This is a genomic window from Alcanivorax sp. HI0083 (assembly GCF_001635175.1).
In genome coordinates, this window is the sequence record NZ_LWFX01000929.1 from 1 (window position 1) to 17,343 (window position 17,343).

Sequence of the window (17,343 nt, forward strand, 5' to 3'; positions counted from 1 at the left end):
TCACCGCCGCCAACGCCAGCTCCATCTCCGATGGTGGCTCAGCGCTGGTACTGGCCCGTGAATCCGTGGCCAACGAGCGCGGCCTGCAGCCGCTGGCCCGCATCCTCGCCCACGCCACCAACAGCAAACACCCCAGCGAGTTCACCATTGCCCCCATTGGTGCCACCGAAGCGGTGATGAAGAAGGTCGGCTGGAGCGTGGACGATGTGGACCTGTTCGAGATCAACGAAGCCTTCGCCATGGTGGCGATGATGCCGATGATCGATCTGGGCATTCCCCACGAGAAAGTGAACATCCACGGCGGCGCCTGTGCCCTGGGTCACCCGGTGGGCTCCACCGGCTCACGCATCATCCTGACCCTGATCCACGCGCTCAAGCGCACCGGCGGCAAACGCGGTGTGGCCAGCCTGTGTATCGGCGGCGGCGAAGCCACCGCAGTGGCTATCGAGCTGGTGTGAGACGCCTGACGCTGGACGCTTGATGCCAGACGAAAACGGGGCCTAAAGGCCCCGTTTTTTGTTGGCGCCGCCCTCTGTATTCCACCTCTATCACCCCTCCGTAGGAGCGGCGCTTGAGCCGCGAACCGCGCTTGCGCGGAAATCGCCCGTAGGGCGATCAGGTATTCCAGGGCCTAGCAGATCTTTCTAAATGATCACGCTTCTCTGCCTTGCTTCCGCTCGATTCGCGGCTCGAGCGGTATTATTCGCTCCGCTCACCCTTCGGGCCGTACGGAACTACGTGCGTTACTCCGCTACGCTTCGTTCCTACAGCAGCTTCGTAGCCCCCCCACCCCGAAACATCCGCTTTCATTTTAAAACTCTGTTGCACTTTCCTGACCGGATTCGCCCTCTGTCGTATACGCAAACCCGGATTTCACCTGTACCCTGACCGGCTAGTCACCGTTTTGGGTTGGGCATAAGCCCGGGAGCACCATGTCAGCATTACCCGTTATTACCGCCATGGGCGGCATCAATGCCGCCGGCCGCAGTGCCCAGCATTTCGCTTTCCAGCGGCTTGTTTTCGATGCTCTGAATGAGGCCCAGCAAAACGACACGCGAACCGCGCTGGCCCGACTCACCGGCAATGACAGCGAGACCGTGCTGGCCCGCACCCTGATCCGCGCACTCCCCGACAGCCACCAGCTCCACGCCGCACTCGCCGGCACCAGCGACGCCCCCATCACGCTGGAAATGCGTAATATGGACCTGCCCGACACCTTGCCTCCGGGCTGGCAGGTCAGCGCCGTGGACAAGCGCCGCAGCCGCGTCACCCTCCCCGCCGGGCTGGGCTTGCGGGTGCCCCACGACACGCCTCGCCGGGTCAGCGCCGCCGGCCAATTGCCGGACGGTTTTGATCCCGGCGCGCTATACGCCTCCCGCAACCACCCCCGCGCCCTGCAAATGGCCATTTTTGGCATCAGTGATGCGCTGGGTGATCTGGGTATGGATTGGGCGCAGGTCGCCGCCCGGGTACGCCCGGATCAAGTCGCCGTATACGCCAGCAATGCCATGTCACAGATGGATGACAACGGCCTGGGCGGCGTCATGCGCTTCCCGCCCAACGGCCAGCGCATCACTTCCAAACAGGTGCCGCTGGGGCTGGGCGAAATGACCGCCGACTTTCTCAATGCCTATGTATTGCACTCCGTCGGCACCACCGGTGGCATGCTCGGCGCCTGCGCGACTTTCCTCTATAACCTGGAAAAAGGCGTCCATGCCATTCGCAGTGGCCGGGTGCGTGTCGCCATTGTGGGCACCAGCGAAGCACCGCTGGTGCCAGAGATCATGGAGGGATACCGGGCCATGGGTGCACTGGCGGAGGATCAGGCGTTGGCCGCCCTGGACGGCGCCGCCAGCGCCGACCTGAACCGGGCCTGCCGCCCGTTCTCGGAAAACTGCGGTTTCACCATGGCCGAATCCACCCAGTTTACCGTGCTGATGGACGATACCCTGGCGCTGGAACTGGGCGCGGACATTCTCGGCGCCGTGCCAGATGTGTTCATCCATGCCGATGGCGGCAAAAAATCCATCTCAGCCCCCGGTGTGGGCAACTACCTGACTGTGGGCAAGGCCGCAGCCCTCACCCGCCAGCTGATCGGCGAGAAGGGCCTGCGCGAGCACAGCTTTGTGCACGCCCACGGCACCGGCACGCCGCAGAACCGGATCACCGAATCCGTGATTCTGGAGCGCACCGCCAAGGCCTTCGGGATTGAGCACTGGCCGGTGGTCGCCATCAAGGCCTATGTGGGGCATTCGCTGGGCAGTGCCGGTGGCGACCAGCTGTCTGCCACCCTGGGCAGTTTTGCCCAGGGCTGGCTGCCGGGCATTCGCACCGTGGACCACATTGCCGACGATGTGCACCGCGATCACCTGAATTTCTGCCTGGAGCATCAACCCCACGATGCATTGCAGGCCTCGCTGATCAATTCCAAGGGCTTCGGCGGTAACAACGCCACCGCCGTGGCGCTATCACCGACGGTCACGGAAAGCCTGTTGCGGCAACGGCATGGCCAACAGGCCATAACACACTGGCAGACGGCACGGGACCCGGTGCTGCAGGCCAAGGCCCGTTTCCGCGACCACTGCCTGACCGAGGCACCAAAACCGGTTTACCGCTTTAACGAGGGGGTACTGGGAGATGAGCACGTCACCCTGAGTGATAAGGCGGTGCAGTTAAATAACGGCCCCGTCATGACCTTTGATGACGACAACGGCCTGGCGGCTTACCAAATCAATCTCTAGCGCTGCTCGGATGGGAAAGGGCGAGTAACGAGGTACGAGTTTCAAGTTGCGAAAACCTTTCCCGGTCTTCGCAACGCGTTTCTCGCCACTCGACACTCAACATCCCCAGCCACTGAAGATCAACGAATCTCCACCTCAAACGCGGGTGACGCCCAGCCCTGCCCTGACGAAGGAGCATCGCCAGGCAGCGCTTCACCACCATAAATCACCTGTTCCGCATCACCGTATTGCAGCCAGGTTTCGGTGGGTGCCACCCCCACCCCCGGTTTGCTGTAATCACACACCCCCTGCGGGAAAACCTCGGCCACCTGCTCGGCAAACCCTTGCGGATCCAGTGCCAGAGGGTAGTCCGCCGGGTCCACCGGTTTGAGCTGGCACTTGTTGGTCAGGGTTTCAATGCTGTCACCAGCCACCGTGCGGGGGGTGCCAAAACGGGTCTGCACTACGGTTTGCTGCAGGCCCACCAAGGGATCGGTAATCGGCGATAACAAATCCGCCACAGTGCCCAACAGATCGCCCACCACGGGGATATCGGACACCACCGGCAGTTCACTCAGGTCCAACCCGCAGACCTGGCCGGTCAGCGCATCCACCACCACGCCCGCCTCTGCCGGCGCCGCCGGCAACAACGACAGGTCCAGCCCCGGCAGAATCGGGGTTGGATACAGCAGGTTACCGCTGAGCGGCACGATAGGGCCTTCCAGGCCCACCAGCGAAGACACCGACAGACAACGGTCACGGGCGTAGACCGGTTTGTGCTCCCGGACTTTTTCTTCAATGCTCAATGCCGAGGCGTCCGCTTCAATTTGCGACAGCCACAAATCCATCACCAATAGCGCCTCGGTGGTATAAACCGTATCACCAAACAATGGCGCCGGGCCGTACCAGATCACCTGGTTATCCGCGTGCCCCTGGGTCTTTTCCAGGCGGGCGCGCATCTGCCAGGAGTGATAGGCATCGTGGGCAATCCCCGGGTCCGGGCCGCGCAGATCAATAATCGGCACATTGGCCAGGTGCTCGGCAGTATTAATGGCACCGGTGCGGTAAGCATTGTACAGCGCCTGGCTATCGGCCACGGTGCGCTCCGGCTGGTAGTCGATATCCACATTGAAGCCGCCAATTTCCCGATTCACTTTCAGGAACTGGTCACCGGTAATCACACCACTCTGCAACGCCCGCAGACCATATTGAACGCCCACGTTATCCAGCGGAATGCCCCCGAATCCTCGTGACAGCAGGTGTTCGTTCGCAGACCACACTTCTGGCGAACGCAGCCCGAACTGGGACTTCATGTAATCCAGCAAGCCACAACGCAACCCATCCGGAGCGTCCTGGGCGTCATAGACGGTCACCCCGTCTTCCAGGCCCGGGCAGCTTTGCTGGTCAGGGTAGGCTGCCGGGAAAAAGGCCAGATCCGAGACCAGCGGATTCAACGGCAGATGGCCATAGAACGCGGACCATTGCGCAGCGGGAATCACCCCGGAACTCAACAACCGGGTGACCACATCCTGAAAGCCTTGCGGGTCGGAAGGCAGCTGATTGCCGAAATACTGGCTAAGTAAGTTGTAATCGGCGAACTGGGTGGCCGTGGTCCACACATCCGGGTAGGAGCACTGCACGATCATGCCTTGATAAATGCCCGGATACGCATTGGCCACATGCTGCTGGGTGATGGAACCACCGGAACATCCCGTGCCAATGGTGTAACGAATTTCACCGTACTGCTCGACGATGCGCTCCTTGCCCATCATCAGTGATTCCGCCGCCGTCACCAGATTGCCGTTATGTCCCAGGTTCCCCTGGGCGGTGGAGAGGGTCATGAAACCGCGCCCCAGCGCCGTGGTGATACTGTCACCCAGCAACAGCTCGGCGCCTTCCGGGGCCGTACCGGCGATATCACCTCGGGGAGGGTTACCCATGCCATAGCTCACGCCCACGTTACCGCCGTGGTGAATCAGCAATTTACCGTTCCACTGGGGCTGCGGGTTCAGCGCGGTCCAGGGTTGATCCGGTTGGTACAGGGTCATGATCAGGTAGCGATCCCGGTTCTGCACGCCCTCTTCCATGCGCACGATAAAGGGCACCTCCACACCGGCATCCGTGGTGATCCTGGCAATGGCAGCCTGGGCCGGTGGATTGGCGGGGTCGTAAGGTTGAAAGGCGCCGGGAATCCCTGGATTTTCCGGATCAAAATTGGTCAGCAAATTCTGCAACTTGTCGGCGGGCACATACTTGAAGCTGTACTCAGCCAGCTGGTTGCACTGGGCATCCACCGCCGCCGCATTGGTGCATTGCCAGGGCTGAATCTGCGGCCCGGAAATCACCGGCCCCCCATTGGGGTGATTGATAATGATCCGTTCCAGCACACTGTCATCCGCCAGCTCCACGGTCAGCCGGTTGCTGCCCAGCGCCAGGCCATTGATCAGGCCTTTCAGGGTACCGGCGTCGGTAGGCGTCAGCTGGTCAGTGACGGCCCTGTCCCCCAGTGTCACCACCGCGCCTTCAAGCTGGGCCGCATCGGGGGTGATCACCTCCACCAGTGCATCACCGCCGCTGATCAGGTCTGCCCGGTTGGAAAGCACCCGGATTTCGCCTGCCCCGGCAATCGGGTCACCGGGCTCATTGGGGGTGGGCCCGGCAGGGGGATTACTGGTCACCGGCACCGACGATGAGCCGCCCCCGCCACAGGCAGTGAGCAAAAGGGTCAGGGTGACAGGCATGGCAAACGCAAGCATTTTCATCGCAGGCTCCTCCCCGGGCGGCAGCCGCTGGCGCGCCGGGATCAGCGTGGACCACTGATTGTTCTTGGGAGTCTCTGAATAACCCCTTGCATGCTCAGTCTTTCAGGCTGGCTCGCAATCTAGGCGCGATTTTGAAGGTGTATGTCCATCCATCGAAAAAACGCAACAACGAGTGCGGGCCGGCCTGGAAGACCCGGAGGGCGCGGCCTGAAGGGCACATCTGCTGCGCTTTATCGCTAGGAAAGGGAGCCACCCTGTCCGTCGCGACACAACACAACAGCTGCACCCTTCTGGCCACGCTGAGTACGCAAGGGGTTATTCAGAGACTCCCTTGTTAAGATCCGCGCAATACGCACGGGTAGACCTTGATTGTCAGAGAGTTATCGGCGCCACACTGTTGTGGCACCGTAGTACCATAGTTACCGTGGAGCCGGCATTCTTTTCAGAATGTTGCACGAATGTGCCACCTAATGAGAAAGGAATGCCGGGACCGCATGGCGCACAACCCATTAGCTGATAAGGTAGCCCCATCGAATGCACAGGACTGCCTATGACCCGCCTGAAACTCGCCCTGCTGATGCTGGTTGCCCTGACCGCCAGCACCGCCCTTTGGCACCGCTACAAGCCGCTTCCTGCGGGGTTGAACGTGCAAGGGGAAACCCATGCAGTTCACGGGCTCAAATTGCTGGTGGACGATACCTGGGAAAGCGACAACGGTGGCGAGGCCACGCGGCTCAGCCGACAACATATTTTCGACGAATTCTTCCGCTTAATCGGTCAGGCGGAAAAACTCATCGTGGTCGACATGTTCCTGTTCAACGATTTTCAGGGCACTGCCAACGAGAGCGACCGGGCCTTGTCCAGCGAGCTCACCGACGCCTTGCTGGCCCGGCGCGCCAGCCACCCGACAATGCCGATCGTGGTCATCACCGACCCCATCAATACGCTTTATGGCGGGCTCCACAGCAAGCACCTTACGCGCCTGAAGAAAGCCAACATCACCGTCGTCACCACACCTTTGCCGGCACTGCGTGACTCCAACCCCAGCTGGTCCGGCCTGTGGCGGGTATGCTGCCAGTGGCTGGGCAACAACCCGGACAAGGGCTGGCTGCCCAATCCCATGGGGCCGGGACAGGTCTCCCTGCGCAGCTACCTGACACTGCTGAACTTCAAGGCCAATCACCGCAAGACCCTGGTGGTGGACGAAGGTGAACACTGGACCGGCCTGGTCACCTCCGCCAATGCCCACGATGGCAGCAGCGCCCACAGCAATATCGGCTTACGCTTTCAGGGCAATGCGGTCAAAGACCTGCTGGCCAGTGAACTGGCTGTCGCAGAGCTGACCGCCACCCGACTGCCCACACTCCCCACCTTGCCAACACAACCGACTGACCCGGCCGCCGACGCCCGCCTGCAACTACTCACCGAAGGCGCCATTCGTGATGCCTTGCTGGCAACCCTCAACCAAAGTCAGGCCGGCGACCAGGTTGATGTGTCCGTGTTCTATCTGTCCCATCGCCCGCTGATGGAGGCCCTGCTCGCGGCACAGCAACGGGGCGTACAATTGCGCGTCCTGCTGGATCCCAACAAGGATGCCTTCGGGCGTGAGAAGAACGGGATACCCAACCGCCAGGTGGGGAGTGAATTGCACAACGCCGGCATCCCCGTGCGCTGGTGCAACACCCAGGGAGAACAATGCCATACCAAGATGCTGTTACGGCGCAGCGCCAACAGCGCCGCACTGATCCTTGGCTCCGCCAACTACACCCGGCGAAATCTGGATAACCTGAATCTGGAGAGTAGCGTGCGGCTGATCGCCGCCCCCGACCACGCCATCATGCAACAGGCCAGCGACACCTTTGAACGGCGCTGGGAAAACCGTTACGACGAAAAGCACAGCACCGACTATGCGGTGTATGCGGATGACTCGGTGTGGAAGTACTGGTTGTATCGGGGAATGGAATTCACTGGCTGGAGCAGTTTTTAAAGCAAGTTAAAAGGTGAAAGTTCAAAGTTTAAAGGCGCGCAAAATGCAAACATGCATTTCACTTTTAGTGGACGCGCCTAAACGCTTGAAACGCGGAGCCCAACACCGCGCAAGCCTCTACCTTCCAGCCCTCGCGTTTCAACTTTGAACTTTGAACTTTCAACTCACGCCTTCCTCTTTCACTGGCCGATTGCGATGCCAGTCCAGGCCGGCGACGCCGCCGTTGATGAGCCAGGCCGCGGCCACCAGACCACCCGCCATGGGCCAACCCCAGCTTGGCGGCAACAACGCCGTGCCGGGAACAAACAACAAGAACAGCACTGTTTCCAGCACCGCCAGCAACACCGGTGCAGCCAGACGGGCCGGGTAATGCAGCTCCACACCCAACCAGCGCAAGCCTGCCGCGCCCATGGTCAGGCCCAGCCAGATAATGATAACGCCACCGATGACTACCGCCATTGCTGTCTCCCTGCCTGTTCAGTTCTGTCCGCCATAGAGTGCTTCACGGCCGTGGCGCACTTCCATGCCTTCACGCACTTTTTTCGACAAGCCTTTGATCACCAACGCGAAGGAATGGTCAATCATGCGCTGAATCTCCCCCTCGGGAATGGAGCCATCCAGTTTGACCGTATTCCAGTGTTTCTTGTTCATGTGATAGCCGGGCAGCACGGAGGAAAAGATGTCCCGCAGCGCTAGCAGGCTGTTGGAAAGCCCCTTGCGTACTCAGCGTGGTCAGAAGGGTGCAGCTGTTGTGTTTTGTCGCGACGGGCAGGGTGGTTCCCTTTCCTAGCGACAAAGCGCAGCAGATGTGCCCTTCTGGCCTCGCCCTCCGGGTCTTCCAGGCTGGCCCGCACTCGTTGTTGCAATGTCTCGATGGGTGGACACACACCTTCAACATTGCGCGTAGATTGCGAGCCAGCCTGGAAGACTGAGTATGTAAGGGGCTTTCCAACAGCCTGCATGAGCCTGATCCGGATCGCACTTCAGATTCATGCGCCCTTCACCACCCTCCTGCCCCAGCGTTGCGAACATCTTGTCGCGCACTTTCATCACCGCCACACCCGGGCCGAAAGGATAATCCTCCATCGCTTCAGGCTTGCCGAGAAGATATTGGCGAGCGGTATCGGCATCCATGTCCACCTCGTTTCAAATGCGGGTTCCATTACCCGAGCCGTCGTAAAACGGCCAGGTTTAGCATGGGTCAGGTTCTTCTGATTTTCGCTGTTAACTATTCACTGTTAACTATTAATTGCCTTCTCAGATTTCCCGGGTTTCACGGAAACGGATATCCGGGTGTCGCTCCTGGGCCAGTTGCAGGTTCACCCGCGTGGGCGCCAGGTAGGTCAGGTGCCCTGCACCGTCCCGGGACAGATTATCGTAGGCTTTGCGTTCAAAGGCAGACATGTCTTTTTCACTATCGGCTTCCACCCAGCGAGCCGTGGCCACACTCACCGGCTCATAACGGCAATCTACCCCGTATTCGCCTTTCAAACGCGCAGCCACCACGTCGAACTGCAGGGTACCCACTGCACCGAGAATCACATCGTTGTTACGCAGCGGGAAGAACACCTGGGTAGCGCCCTCTTCTGCCAGCTGGGTCAGGCCCTTGTGCAGCTGCTTGCTTTTGAGCGGGTCGTTGAGCACCACCCGCTGGAACAGTTCCGGTGCAAAGTGCGGAATGCCGGTGAAGGCCAGCTCTTCGCCTTCGGTGAAAGTATCGCCGATCTGAATGGTGCCATGGTTATGCAGCCCGATAATGTCACCGGAAAAAGCCTCGTCCACATTATCACGCTCACCGGCCAGGAAGGTCAGCGCATCGGGAATACGCACGTCCTTACCGGTACGCACCTGCTTTAGCTTGATGCCCTTCTGGTACTTGCCAGAACAAATGCGCATAAAGGCAATACGGTCACGGTGGCGGGGGTCCATGTTGGCCTGAATCTTGAACACAAAGCCGGTCATCTTGGGCTCATCGGCCGCCACGGTGCGAGCCGTCGCATCGCGAGGCTGCGGTGGCGGCGCCCACTGCACCAGGCCATCGAGCATATGGTCAACGCCGAAATTGCCCAGCGCGGTGCCGAAGAAAACCGGGGTCAGTTTGCCGGCCAGGAAACGCTCCAGATCGAACTCGTGGCTGGCGCCCTGGACCAGCTCCAGAGTGTCGCGCAGCTCCTCGGCGTAGTCAGCGCCCACGGCCTCATCCAGCTCGGGATTATTGAGCCCTTTCACCTCGCGCACGTCCTGCACAGTGTGGCCCTGACCGGTCTTGTACAGCACGGTGGTGTCAGTGAGCAGGTTGTAGACCCCCTTGAAGCTCTTGCCCATACCAATGGGCCAGGTGATCGGCGCGCACTCGATATTCAGCACGTCCTCGATTTCGTCGAGCACGTCGATGCCATCGCGCACATCCCGATCCAGCTTGTTGATGAAGGTGAGAATCGGCGTATCACGCAAGCGACACACTTCCATCAGCTTGACGGTCCGTTGCTCCACCCCCTTGGCGGCGTCGATCACCATCAGCGCCGAGTCCACCGCCGTGAGGGTGCGGTAGGTATCTTCGGAGAAGTCCGCGTGGCCGGGGGTATCCAGCAGGTTGACCGTGGCGTCCTTGTAGGGGAATTGCATCACCGAGGTGGTCACGGAAATGCCCCGCTCCTTCTCCATCTCCATCCAGTCAGAGGTGGCATGCTTACCGGACTTCTTGCCCTTTACGGTACCCGCGCTCTGGATCAGGTTTCCGTATAACAGCAGTTTTTCGGTAATGGTGGTTTTACCGGCGTCCGGGTGACTAATAATCGCGAAGGTGCGGCGCTTGGCCACCTGGTCTTGCAGGCTCATGGGGCTCAATCTCTGACTGGGTATTTCGAGGGCGCGAGTATAACAGCCTTCACCGCCTCATTTCCCACCCCTCAAACCAATCCAGAGCCTTTCAACTGGCGCTGGCGCATCAGCAGGTACAAGGCAAAACCCACCGCCACACCGGGCACCACGCCCAGCAACAGGGCCAGCCAGCCACCACGCACCTGGTAACGCTGGCGCTCGAACAGCACCCAGATCGCCAGAATCACCCAGCACAGAATCACATCCGTAGCGTAGCCAGCCGCATAGGGATTGACGAAACCGCTTGCAGCGGCGCCCAGCACATCCGGGTTAGCCATGAGCGGTGGAACCACCAGCACGGCAAAAGCACCACAGAAAATCAACGCGACCAGGATCAACAGACGACGAAACAGGCTTTCTGACATGAGCAACCACTCCTTGGTAGGTATCCAGTTACGTCTATCCTTGGCATTCGCTGCCCCGGTGTCCAGCTTTTGCCTGGCAAGCCGGTGAAACACTCAGACATTGGGTTGACGAAGGAAGCGATGCTAGAGTGACGATTCCCTTTTCCTGATCAGGACACCGCCATGTCTGCCACCGTTCGTTGCGTCCACATCGTGACCGCCCTTCTCGCCCTGACCCTGTTGAGCGCCTGCAGCCGCAGCCCCGATGCCAGTGATGCCCAGAAGGCCCTGGAAGCCGAGATGCGCAACGCCCACCTGGATGGTCTGCTTGAAATTACCGATGTGGAAAAGCAAAACGGTTACGAAGATGGCGATGGCCGCTACACCGTGGAAGTCAGTTACAACCTGGAGGCCCAGGAAGATCTGAGTACCTATACCAACCAGGTAAAAGGGAACGAGGATCTCTCCGGCCTGGACCGGTTCGCCATGATCATGGCGTTAAGCGCGCTGCGGGTGGAGCATGGTAATTTCAAGAAAGGCGACACCTTCCAGCGTCAGCGGGTGATCCAATTCCGGGATACGGAAAAGGGCTGGATGCCGCTGGAATAAGAAGCCGCTCCAGGCTTCACGTTACAAGCGGCAACGCGGTTGCGGATGGTGCCACCTGGCAACCGCCCTACCCGCGAAATCAAAGATGGGTTTTACTGTAGGAGTTCCCTTCCAGGGGACGAACAGAGCGAAGCGACAGGAGTTCGAGTCTACCCGCAATATCTTTTGCAACCCATCCCTCCTGACCGCCCAGGCCGCTGGCCTCGCTTCGCGAGGTTCGCACCCTAAACGGTGCTCCTACTGCGGCTTCGTAGAAAGACCGATGCTTGGCGAGTTTTCCCCTTCTCTCTATCAGCTTTCCTATCTGCTTTCTCGCAGCTCGTAGCTATTTATGCCCCGAGGCCAGCAGGCACTGCATCAGCACTGCATCTTCGTGGCCGTCACCCCGGCGGTAATAATTCTTGCGTGTCCCCGATACCGTGAAGCCCAGTGACTCATACAACGCCCGGGCACGGTGATTGCTTTCCCGCACTTCCAGGTAGATCACACTCATTGCATCGCGGCGGGCCGCGTCCATGGCCTGTTTCAGCAGTTGACGGGCCACCCCCTGGCGCTGCCGGGCAGGCGCCACGGCGATATTGAGCACATGGGTTTCATCAAGAATGCGTGACAGGATAAGAAAGGCCGCAGGCTGCCCTGCCAGCTCCACCGTCTGGCACAGATAATGGGCATTACCGAGACAATCAAGAAAATGGTTGCGGGTCCAGGGGGTCAGCTGGGCGGCGTTTTCGATCTCCAGCACCGCCTCCAGATCCGATTCCTGCATGGCCCGGATCGGGCCGACGGGATCAAACGCCATCGTAGCCATGGGCCTGCATGGCTTGCCAGCTGGCTGACTTGTGCTGCACCGGATCAGCCAGCATTTCCGCCAGGCTACTGATCACCAGCGCCGGCAGCCGTCCCAGCTCGAAGGGCTGATAACGGGGTTGTTCAAACAGGGCTTCGGCCAGCGCTTCCGGCAAACATAACAACACACGCTCGCCCCCACTTTGCTCACTGAGCCCGGCCACAAAGGCGGACAACGCCTGGGCGGCTTCTTCCGCCGGCATGGGCTGTTCTGTGAGAGGGCAGAAGAAACGGCGCGGCCGTTGCGGGCGCCCCTGGAACAGCGCCAGCAGGTTGGCCATCAACGGGGCTTCGAAACGCCCCAGCCCGGGTGCCTGACTGTCTTCCTGGGCACACAGTAGCCAGGTGGTGCCGCCGAGATGGGCTTCCAGGGTAAAGGTCAGCCCTTTCACCTTCGCCTTGGCGGGCGCAGGGGCCTCCTCCTTCGTCGGCTCTTGAGCAGGTGCCACGGAACGGGCAGACGGCGCTTTCGCCAATGCAGCGGCGGCCGATCCCTCAGGCTCGGGATCGGCCGCTGCTGCCGGGCTGGGTTCAGGGGTGCCCGAGGGAGCACCGACAGGAGCACGGGACGGCACCGCCACATCAACAGCAGGCCCTGGCGATGCAGGAGCATTAGCCTGCTCTTCCTCCGGCCAGTCCAATGCCGGTGAGGGCGCCGCCCCGGGCAAAGCCACACGAGCCACCCAGGGCGTCAGCCCCATGGCTTTCAGGTAACTCTGGCGCTGCGCTTCGTTCATGAAGCACCTCCGGTGCCGCCAGACGCCGGACGCACCAAGCACCACGCAAAAAGAACACCACCGTCAGGCATCCGGCATTCGGCGTCAGGCAAGCACATCATACATCCGCTGCCTGCGGGTGGGCCCGTTCCACGCCAGCTGCGAAGTGATTCAGGGCATTCAGGTAGGCCTTGGCGGAGGCGGTAATGATGTCCACATCCGCACCGTGGCCGTTGACGATACGGCCGCCTTTCTCCAGGCGTACGGTCACTTCCCCCTGGCTGTCGGTGCCCGCAGTAATCGCGTTGACCGAATACAGTTGCAGGGCGGTGTGGCTGTCCGCCAGTTTTTCGATCGCCTTGAAGGCCGCATCCACCGGGCCGGCACCACTGGCCGTGGCGTCCTGCTCCACACCATCAATGGCCATCACAATGCGGGCTTGCGGGGTTTCCCCGGTGCGCGCGGTCGCTTCCAGCAGAACCAGTTTGAAGCGCTCTTCTTCGGCGGCTTTCTTGGTGTCGCTGACCAGGGCCTGCAGGTCCTCGTCGAACACTTCGTGCTTCTTGTCAGCCAGATCCTTGAAGCGCTGAAAGGCCTCGTTCATGGCCGCTTCGGATTCGAAGCTGATACCCAGCTCGTCCAGACGGGCGCGAAAAGCGGCACGGCCGGAGTGCTTGCCCAGCACCATGCGGTTGGTGTGCCAGCCCACATCCTCGGCAGACATGATCTCGTAGGTCTCGCGGTGTTTGAGTACCCCGTCCTGATGAATACCGGACTCATGGGCAAAGGCATTGGCGCCAACAATGGCCTTGTTGGGCTGCACCGGGAAGCCGGTGATCTGTGACACCATTTTCGAGGTAGGCACGATCTCTTTGGCATTGATGCCGGTGTCCACATTGAACAGGTCCTGACGGGTTTTCACCGCCATGACGATTTCTTCCAGGGAAGCGTTGCCGGCCCGTTCGCCCAACCCGTTGATGGTACATTCCACCTGGCGCGCCCCGGCCTGCACCGCCGCCAGGGAATTGGCCACCGCCAGCCCCAGATCGTTATGGCAATGGACGGAAAAGATCGCCTTGTCCGCATTGGGAATGCGCGTGAGCAGCTGGCTGATGGTATCGCCAAACTGCTCGGGAATGGCATAACCCACGGTGTCCGGAATATTGATCGTGCGTGCACCGGCATCAATCACTGCTTCGATAATCCGGCACAGGAAGTCGATCTCGGAGCGGCCCGCATCTTCACAGGAAAACTCCACATCACCCATGTGATTGCGCGCATGCTTGACCGCCGCCACCGCGTGTTCGATGACCTGATCCGGCTCCAGCCGCAGCTTGTGCTGCATGTGGATCGGGCTGGTGGCGATAAAGGTATGGATGCGCCCGGATTCAGCCCCGGCCAGCGCCTCCGCCGCCCGGTCGATATCCGCCGCCTTGGCGCGGGCCAGGGAACAGATAGTGGATTCGCGCACGGTGTCGGCGATGGCCTTCACCGACAGGAAATCCCCCTGGCTGGCGATGGCAAAGCCGGCTTCGATCACATCCACCTGCATGCGCTCCAGAGCCTTGGCGATACGCAGCTTTTCATCCTGGTCCATGGTGGCACCGGGGCTTTGCTCGCCGTCACGCAGAGTAGTATCGAAAATAATCAGGCGCTCTTTGCTCATGGGATCTCTCGCACATTATCGGGGTACTGGATCGCCCCTTTGGCTGCAGGAGCGTGCTTGCACGCGAACCAGGCTGGGCAAGGGTTCGCGTGCAAGCACGCTCCTACATCAAGGATTCAGATTTGCGGACAGTTTACACCAGTCGCAGGGTGCGCAGCACGGCCTCACGTAAGGCGTCCCCCGCTTCGCGCCCGGCAATGCCCTCAGCCAAACGAATCTTTTTGCCATCGATCTCGGCGATCAACGCCATGTACTCGGTCTGGCGGCCATTGCTGGTGCTGCTCATGCCCGTCTTCAGCACCACTTGCTCTGCCCGCAGCAACTGGCCCTTGCGGGTAAACACGGGGATTCCCAGCCAGCGACGCAGGCTGCGCACTTCGCCACCGCGAATCCACACATCCAGCCCCCTGCCCAGGGTGAACACGGTGATCCCCACAATGAGATAGCCGATCAGCCCGAAAATGCTGCCCATGAAGTACAACATAAAGCCTTCGCTGGCGGCGGCGATAAACAGCCCGGTGCCCACGGCGGCGAAAATGCCACCAAACACCAGCAGCGCCAGTTTCATCCCCAGGTGGCGGCCCGGACGGCTTTGCAGATGCAGGCCCTGGCTGGTCTGCTCCACCCGTATCTGCTCATTGGCGGATTCCAGTGCCTCCACCTGCCGCTCGCGCTGGTCGGCCATGACGTGGGACTCCGGCAGCCGGAAACGGCTCTCGCCCTCTCCTGCCACTACCGGGATATCCCAGCTGCGTTTCAGCTTGCGATCTTCAACCATGCCCTCCAGCTCGACTCGCCAGCAGATATAATTGCGACCGCTACCGGATGACGGCGGCTGTTCCGCCGGCACATCGAAACAGAACAGGATATCGCTGCCCTGCTGGGTGGGCTGGCACAGGGCGCGCTGGTCGGTCTGCCAGAGGATGTCTTCCACGGTCTTGCGGTCCTTGCCGCTGCCGCTCTCCCTGCCACGGATGCAGCTCAGCCACACATCCATATCTGTGTCACGGGACAACGCCTTGCCCAAGTGGATGGCGCCCCCTACCTGACCACCGGCATGGCCGGGTTCCGGGTCCAGTTCCAGCGGGGTGGGACCGAAAAACCGATAGTTGCTGCGCATCTTCCAGCCCGCCCAGGCAATGCCTGCGCCCACGGCAGGAAACAGCAGCACCATCAGAATCGCATAGTCCCCCCCGCTGACCTTGTCCCAGACCGCCAGATAGGCCGGCGATGGCAGCAGGATGAAAATGGCGCCGAAGCCCACCAGGAACCAGTGCCCGGATTTCTCATTACTGTGGTACGCCCCCCCTTCTGCCAGATCCGCCTTGCCCTTGCTGTCCCGGTTGAACAGGAACATCAGGCCGCCCCCCACCAAGGCAAAGACGCCGCCAAAAGCCAGACCAAACACCAATGAGCCCCAGCGTAGAGTGCGATCCAGAAAGGCCTCGGACGGATTCGCCGGATTGACCCAGGCCATGACCGTGTTGCCACGGGAACGCGCGCGTTCCAGCCGCCCGGCCAGACGCTGCCAGTAATCGTCGAAATTATCGCTGCCGCCGTACTGGCTCACGGTGCTGCTGGAATAACTGCGCCCCTGATAGTCATAACGGTAGCGGGCGCTGACGCTGTAGGTGGTGGAGCCGTCGGAATAACTGCGATTGAGCGTACTGCTAAGCACGGTGGCCGGCACCCGGTCCCAGCTTCCGGCTTGCCAGTATTGAAAGGCGGGTTTGAGCCCCACAAAGAACATCACCGCCAGGCCTGCCACCAGGAAAACCCCGGGAAACAGGATGGTCATGCACCCTGATGCTTTATTATCTTTCTGTGTTTCCTGTTCTGCGTTTTCTGCCGTATTCGACACCCGTGATTCCCCCAAACAACAACACTCCGGCCAGGGCACCGTACAGGTGGGCATTCACATAAACCCGCCCGTCGATCCAGCTACGGAGATACTCCACGTCATAGCCTGCCTGCTGCTCACCGACAATGCGCCCGGCAATCACCAGCAACACCAGTGAATGCAACCAGGGATTCCCCCGCCAGCCCTGAAGCAGGCAATAGACCAACAAGCCATGGAGGATACCGGACAGCCCCACATAATGCTGCAACCCGGTATCCAGAAAATACAACGCCAGGCCGGTGACCAATCCACAAAACAGCAGCCAGCTCCAGAAACGGACCCGATCAAGCAGATCCGTGAAAAAATAGCCGCACAGCACCAGACCCGCCAAATTGAGCAGCATGTGCCAGTGGTTGAGATGCACCAGATGGCAGGTAAAAAGTCGCCACACCTGCCCTTGCTCAATCGCTGCCCGATCAAACGCCAGCCAAGGGTTCACCCAGGCATGCGCCAGCCCCAACGCCACCATGGTGGCGACCACCAGGGCAAAGTGCGGGCGGAGTTTGTTGTCTCTGGGTTGCATGTAGTTGCCTGTCAGGTGTGAAAGGGGATTATGGGAAGGGTGAGTTGAAAGTTCAAAGTTGAAAGTTAAAACACGAGGGACGCTAGTGCCACCCGAAGGACTGATATAGCCGCGCTTCCTGTTTTAGATTGATATTACGCTCAGTAGAGCGTCAGCGGCGCGGCTCCGGAGTTTTTCGATTGCCTCCGGCTGCTGTCCGCGTTTCAACTTTAAACTTTGAACTTTCAACTCGCCCCCAAAAAAGAAAACCCCGCACTAGGCGTAATGCCGTTCACTTAAGAGGAGCGGCATTACGATCGACGGGATAGCGGGTCTTGGAGATTTTGACCGTTCTCGGCCTGGAAGGTCGGGAACGGTCCTCCAACAACAGGTTACCGATCCCCGCTCTGA

13 protein-coding genes and 2 pseudogenes are annotated in these 17,343 nt (G+C 60.4%); 4 read left to right on the plus strand and 11 right to left on the minus strand.

Annotated features, from left to right (window positions below):
- Both A3754_RS10100 and A3754_RS10105 read left to right on the plus strand, forming a co-directional pair.
- A pseudogene (locus A3754_RS10100) lies at positions 1 to 458 on the plus strand (acetyl-CoA C-acetyltransferase); the annotation flags it as partial.
- Between the two features lie 474 nt (positions 459 to 932).
- Entirely contained in the window at positions 933 to 2,741 is a 1,809-nt protein-coding gene (locus A3754_RS10105; RefSeq protein WP_063519573.1) for a beta-ketoacyl synthase, read from the plus strand.
- Between the two features lie 119 nt (positions 2,742 to 2,860).
- On the opposite strand, the gene A3754_RS10110 is transcribed toward A3754_RS10105, so the two are convergent.
- Positions 2,861 to 5,482, minus strand: a complete 2,622-nt coding sequence (locus A3754_RS10110) for a DUF6351 family protein (protein ID WP_063519574.1) — start codon at positions 5,480 to 5,482, stop codon at positions 2,861 to 2,863.
- A 550-nt stretch (positions 5,483 to 6,032) separates the two neighbouring features.
- Here A3754_RS10110 and A3754_RS10115 point away from each other — a divergent pair.
- Positions 6,033 to 7,469 carry a phospholipase D family protein gene (locus A3754_RS10115; protein ID WP_063519575.1) on the plus strand — a complete coding sequence of 479 codons (1,437 nt, stop codon included), beginning with the start codon at positions 6,033 to 6,035 and terminating at the stop codon, positions 7,467 to 7,469.
- 159 nt (positions 7,470 to 7,628) lie between these two features.
- Here A3754_RS10115 and A3754_RS10120 read toward each other — a convergent pair whose 3' ends face one another.
- The 5 genes and pseudogenes from A3754_RS10120 to A3754_RS10140 all read right to left on the minus strand — a co-directional run bounded on the left by A3754_RS10120 (position 7,629) and on the right by A3754_RS10140 (position 10,714).
- Complete coding sequence (locus A3754_RS10120) at positions 7,629 to 7,928, minus strand: hypothetical protein (protein ID WP_063519576.1); 300 nt, start codon at positions 7,926 to 7,928, stop codon at positions 7,629 to 7,631.
- A gap of 18 nt (positions 7,929 to 7,946) precedes the next feature.
- A pseudogene (locus tag A3754_RS10125) lies at positions 7,947 to 8,165 on the minus strand (MmcQ/YjbR family DNA-binding protein); the annotation flags it as partial.
- Positions 8,166 to 8,360: 195 nt separating this feature from the next.
- Positions 8,361 to 8,603 carry an MmcQ/YjbR family DNA-binding protein gene (locus A3754_RS10130; protein WP_063519577.1) on the minus strand — a complete coding sequence of 81 codons (243 nt, stop codon included), beginning with the start codon at positions 8,601 to 8,603 and terminating at the stop codon, positions 8,361 to 8,363.
- 123 nt (positions 8,604 to 8,726) lie between these two features.
- Entirely contained in the window at positions 8,727 to 10,307 is a 1,581-nt protein-coding gene (prfC, locus tag A3754_RS10135; RefSeq protein ID WP_063519578.1) for a peptide chain release factor 3, read from the minus strand.
- Between the two features lie 71 nt (positions 10,308 to 10,378).
- Positions 10,379 to 10,714: a DUF2834 domain-containing protein gene (locus A3754_RS10140; RefSeq protein ID WP_063519579.1), complete on the minus strand. Its 336-nt coding sequence runs from the start codon at positions 10,712 to 10,714 to the stop codon at positions 10,379 to 10,381.
- 162 nt (positions 10,715 to 10,876) lie between these two features.
- On the opposite strand from A3754_RS10140, the gene A3754_RS10145 reads away from it, so the two are divergent.
- A complete protein-coding gene (locus A3754_RS10145) occupies positions 10,877 to 11,302 on the plus strand; it encodes a hypothetical protein (RefSeq protein ID WP_063519580.1) in 426 nt (141 codons plus the stop codon).
- Positions 11,303 to 11,627: 325 nt separating this feature from the next.
- Here A3754_RS10145 and rimI read toward each other — a convergent pair whose 3' ends face one another.
- The 5 genes from rimI to rrtA all read right to left on the minus strand — a co-directional run bounded on the left by rimI (position 11,628) and on the right by rrtA (position 16,953).
- A complete protein-coding gene (rimI, locus tag A3754_RS10150) occupies positions 11,628 to 12,110 on the minus strand; it encodes a ribosomal protein S18-alanine N-acetyltransferase (protein ID WP_082872394.1) in 483 nt (160 codons plus the stop codon).
- The gene (locus tag A3754_RS10155; RefSeq protein ID WP_063519582.1) at positions 12,091 to 12,885 is read right to left on the minus strand and encodes a hypothetical protein; all 795 of its coding nucleotides are present in this window, start codon (positions 12,883 to 12,885) and stop codon (positions 12,091 to 12,093) included. Before A3754_RS10155 ends, rimI begins: the two co-directional genes overlap by 20 nt.
- A 97-nt stretch (positions 12,886 to 12,982) precedes the next feature.
- Positions 12,983 to 14,530 carry a 2-isopropylmalate synthase gene (locus tag A3754_RS10160; RefSeq protein WP_063519583.1) on the minus strand — a complete coding sequence of 516 codons (1,548 nt, stop codon included), beginning with the start codon at positions 14,528 to 14,530 and terminating at the stop codon, positions 12,983 to 12,985.
- A gap of 133 nt (positions 14,531 to 14,663) precedes the next feature.
- Positions 14,664 to 16,328: a DUF3592 domain-containing protein gene (locus A3754_RS10165; RefSeq protein WP_063519584.1), complete on the minus strand. Its 1,665-nt coding sequence runs from the start codon at positions 16,326 to 16,328 to the stop codon at positions 14,664 to 14,666.
- A 16-nt stretch (positions 16,329 to 16,344) separates the two neighbouring features.
- On the minus strand, positions 16,345 to 16,953 hold the full coding sequence (gene rrtA, locus A3754_RS10170; RefSeq protein ID WP_063519585.1) for a rhombosortase: 609 nt from the start codon (positions 16,951 to 16,953) through the stop codon (positions 16,345 to 16,347).
- Between the last annotated feature and the right edge of the window lie 390 nt (positions 16,954 to 17,343).

Coding starts and splice junctions, on each gene's coding strand:
- A3754_RS10145 (WP_063519580.1), top strand. CDS start 10,877: ATGTCTGCCACCGTTCGTTGCGTCCACATCGTGACCGCCCTTCTCGCC.
- A3754_RS10165 (WP_063519584.1), bottom strand. CDS start 16,328: ATGACCATCCTGTTTCCCGGGGTTTTCCTGGTGGCAGGCCTGGCGGTG.
- rimI (WP_082872394.1), bottom strand. CDS start 12,110: ATGGCTACGATGGCGTTTGATCCCGTCGGCCCGATCCGGGCCATGCAG.
- A3754_RS10160 (WP_063519583.1), bottom strand. CDS start 14,530: ATGAGCAAAGAGCGCCTGATTATTTTCGATACTACTCTGCGTGACGGC.
- A3754_RS10140 (WP_063519579.1), bottom strand. CDS start 10,714: ATGTCAGAAAGCCTGTTTCGTCGTCTGTTGATCCTGGTCGCGTTGATT.
- A3754_RS10110 (WP_063519574.1), bottom strand. CDS start 5,482: ATGAAAATGCTTGCGTTTGCCATGCCTGTCACCCTGACCCTTTTGCTC.
- A3754_RS10115 (WP_063519575.1), top strand. CDS start 6,033: ATGACCCGCCTGAAACTCGCCCTGCTGATGCTGGTTGCCCTGACCGCC.
- A3754_RS10120 (WP_063519576.1), bottom strand. CDS start 7,928: ATGGCGGTAGTCATCGGTGGCGTTATCATTATCTGGCTGGGCCTGACC.
- prfC (WP_063519578.1), bottom strand. CDS start 10,307: ATGAGCCTGCAAGACCAGGTGGCCAAGCGCCGCACCTTCGCGATTATT.
- rrtA (WP_063519585.1), bottom strand. CDS start 16,953: ATGCAACCCAGAGACAACAAACTCCGCCCGCACTTTGCCCTGGTGGTC.
- A3754_RS10130 (WP_063519577.1), bottom strand. CDS start 8,603: ATGGATGCCGATACCGCTCGCCAATATCTTCTCGGCAAGCCTGAAGCG.
- A3754_RS10105 (WP_063519573.1), top strand. CDS start 933: ATGTCAGCATTACCCGTTATTACCGCCATGGGCGGCATCAATGCCGCC.
- A3754_RS10155 (WP_063519582.1), bottom strand. CDS start 12,885: ATGAACGAAGCGCAGCGCCAGAGTTACCTGAAAGCCATGGGGCTGACG.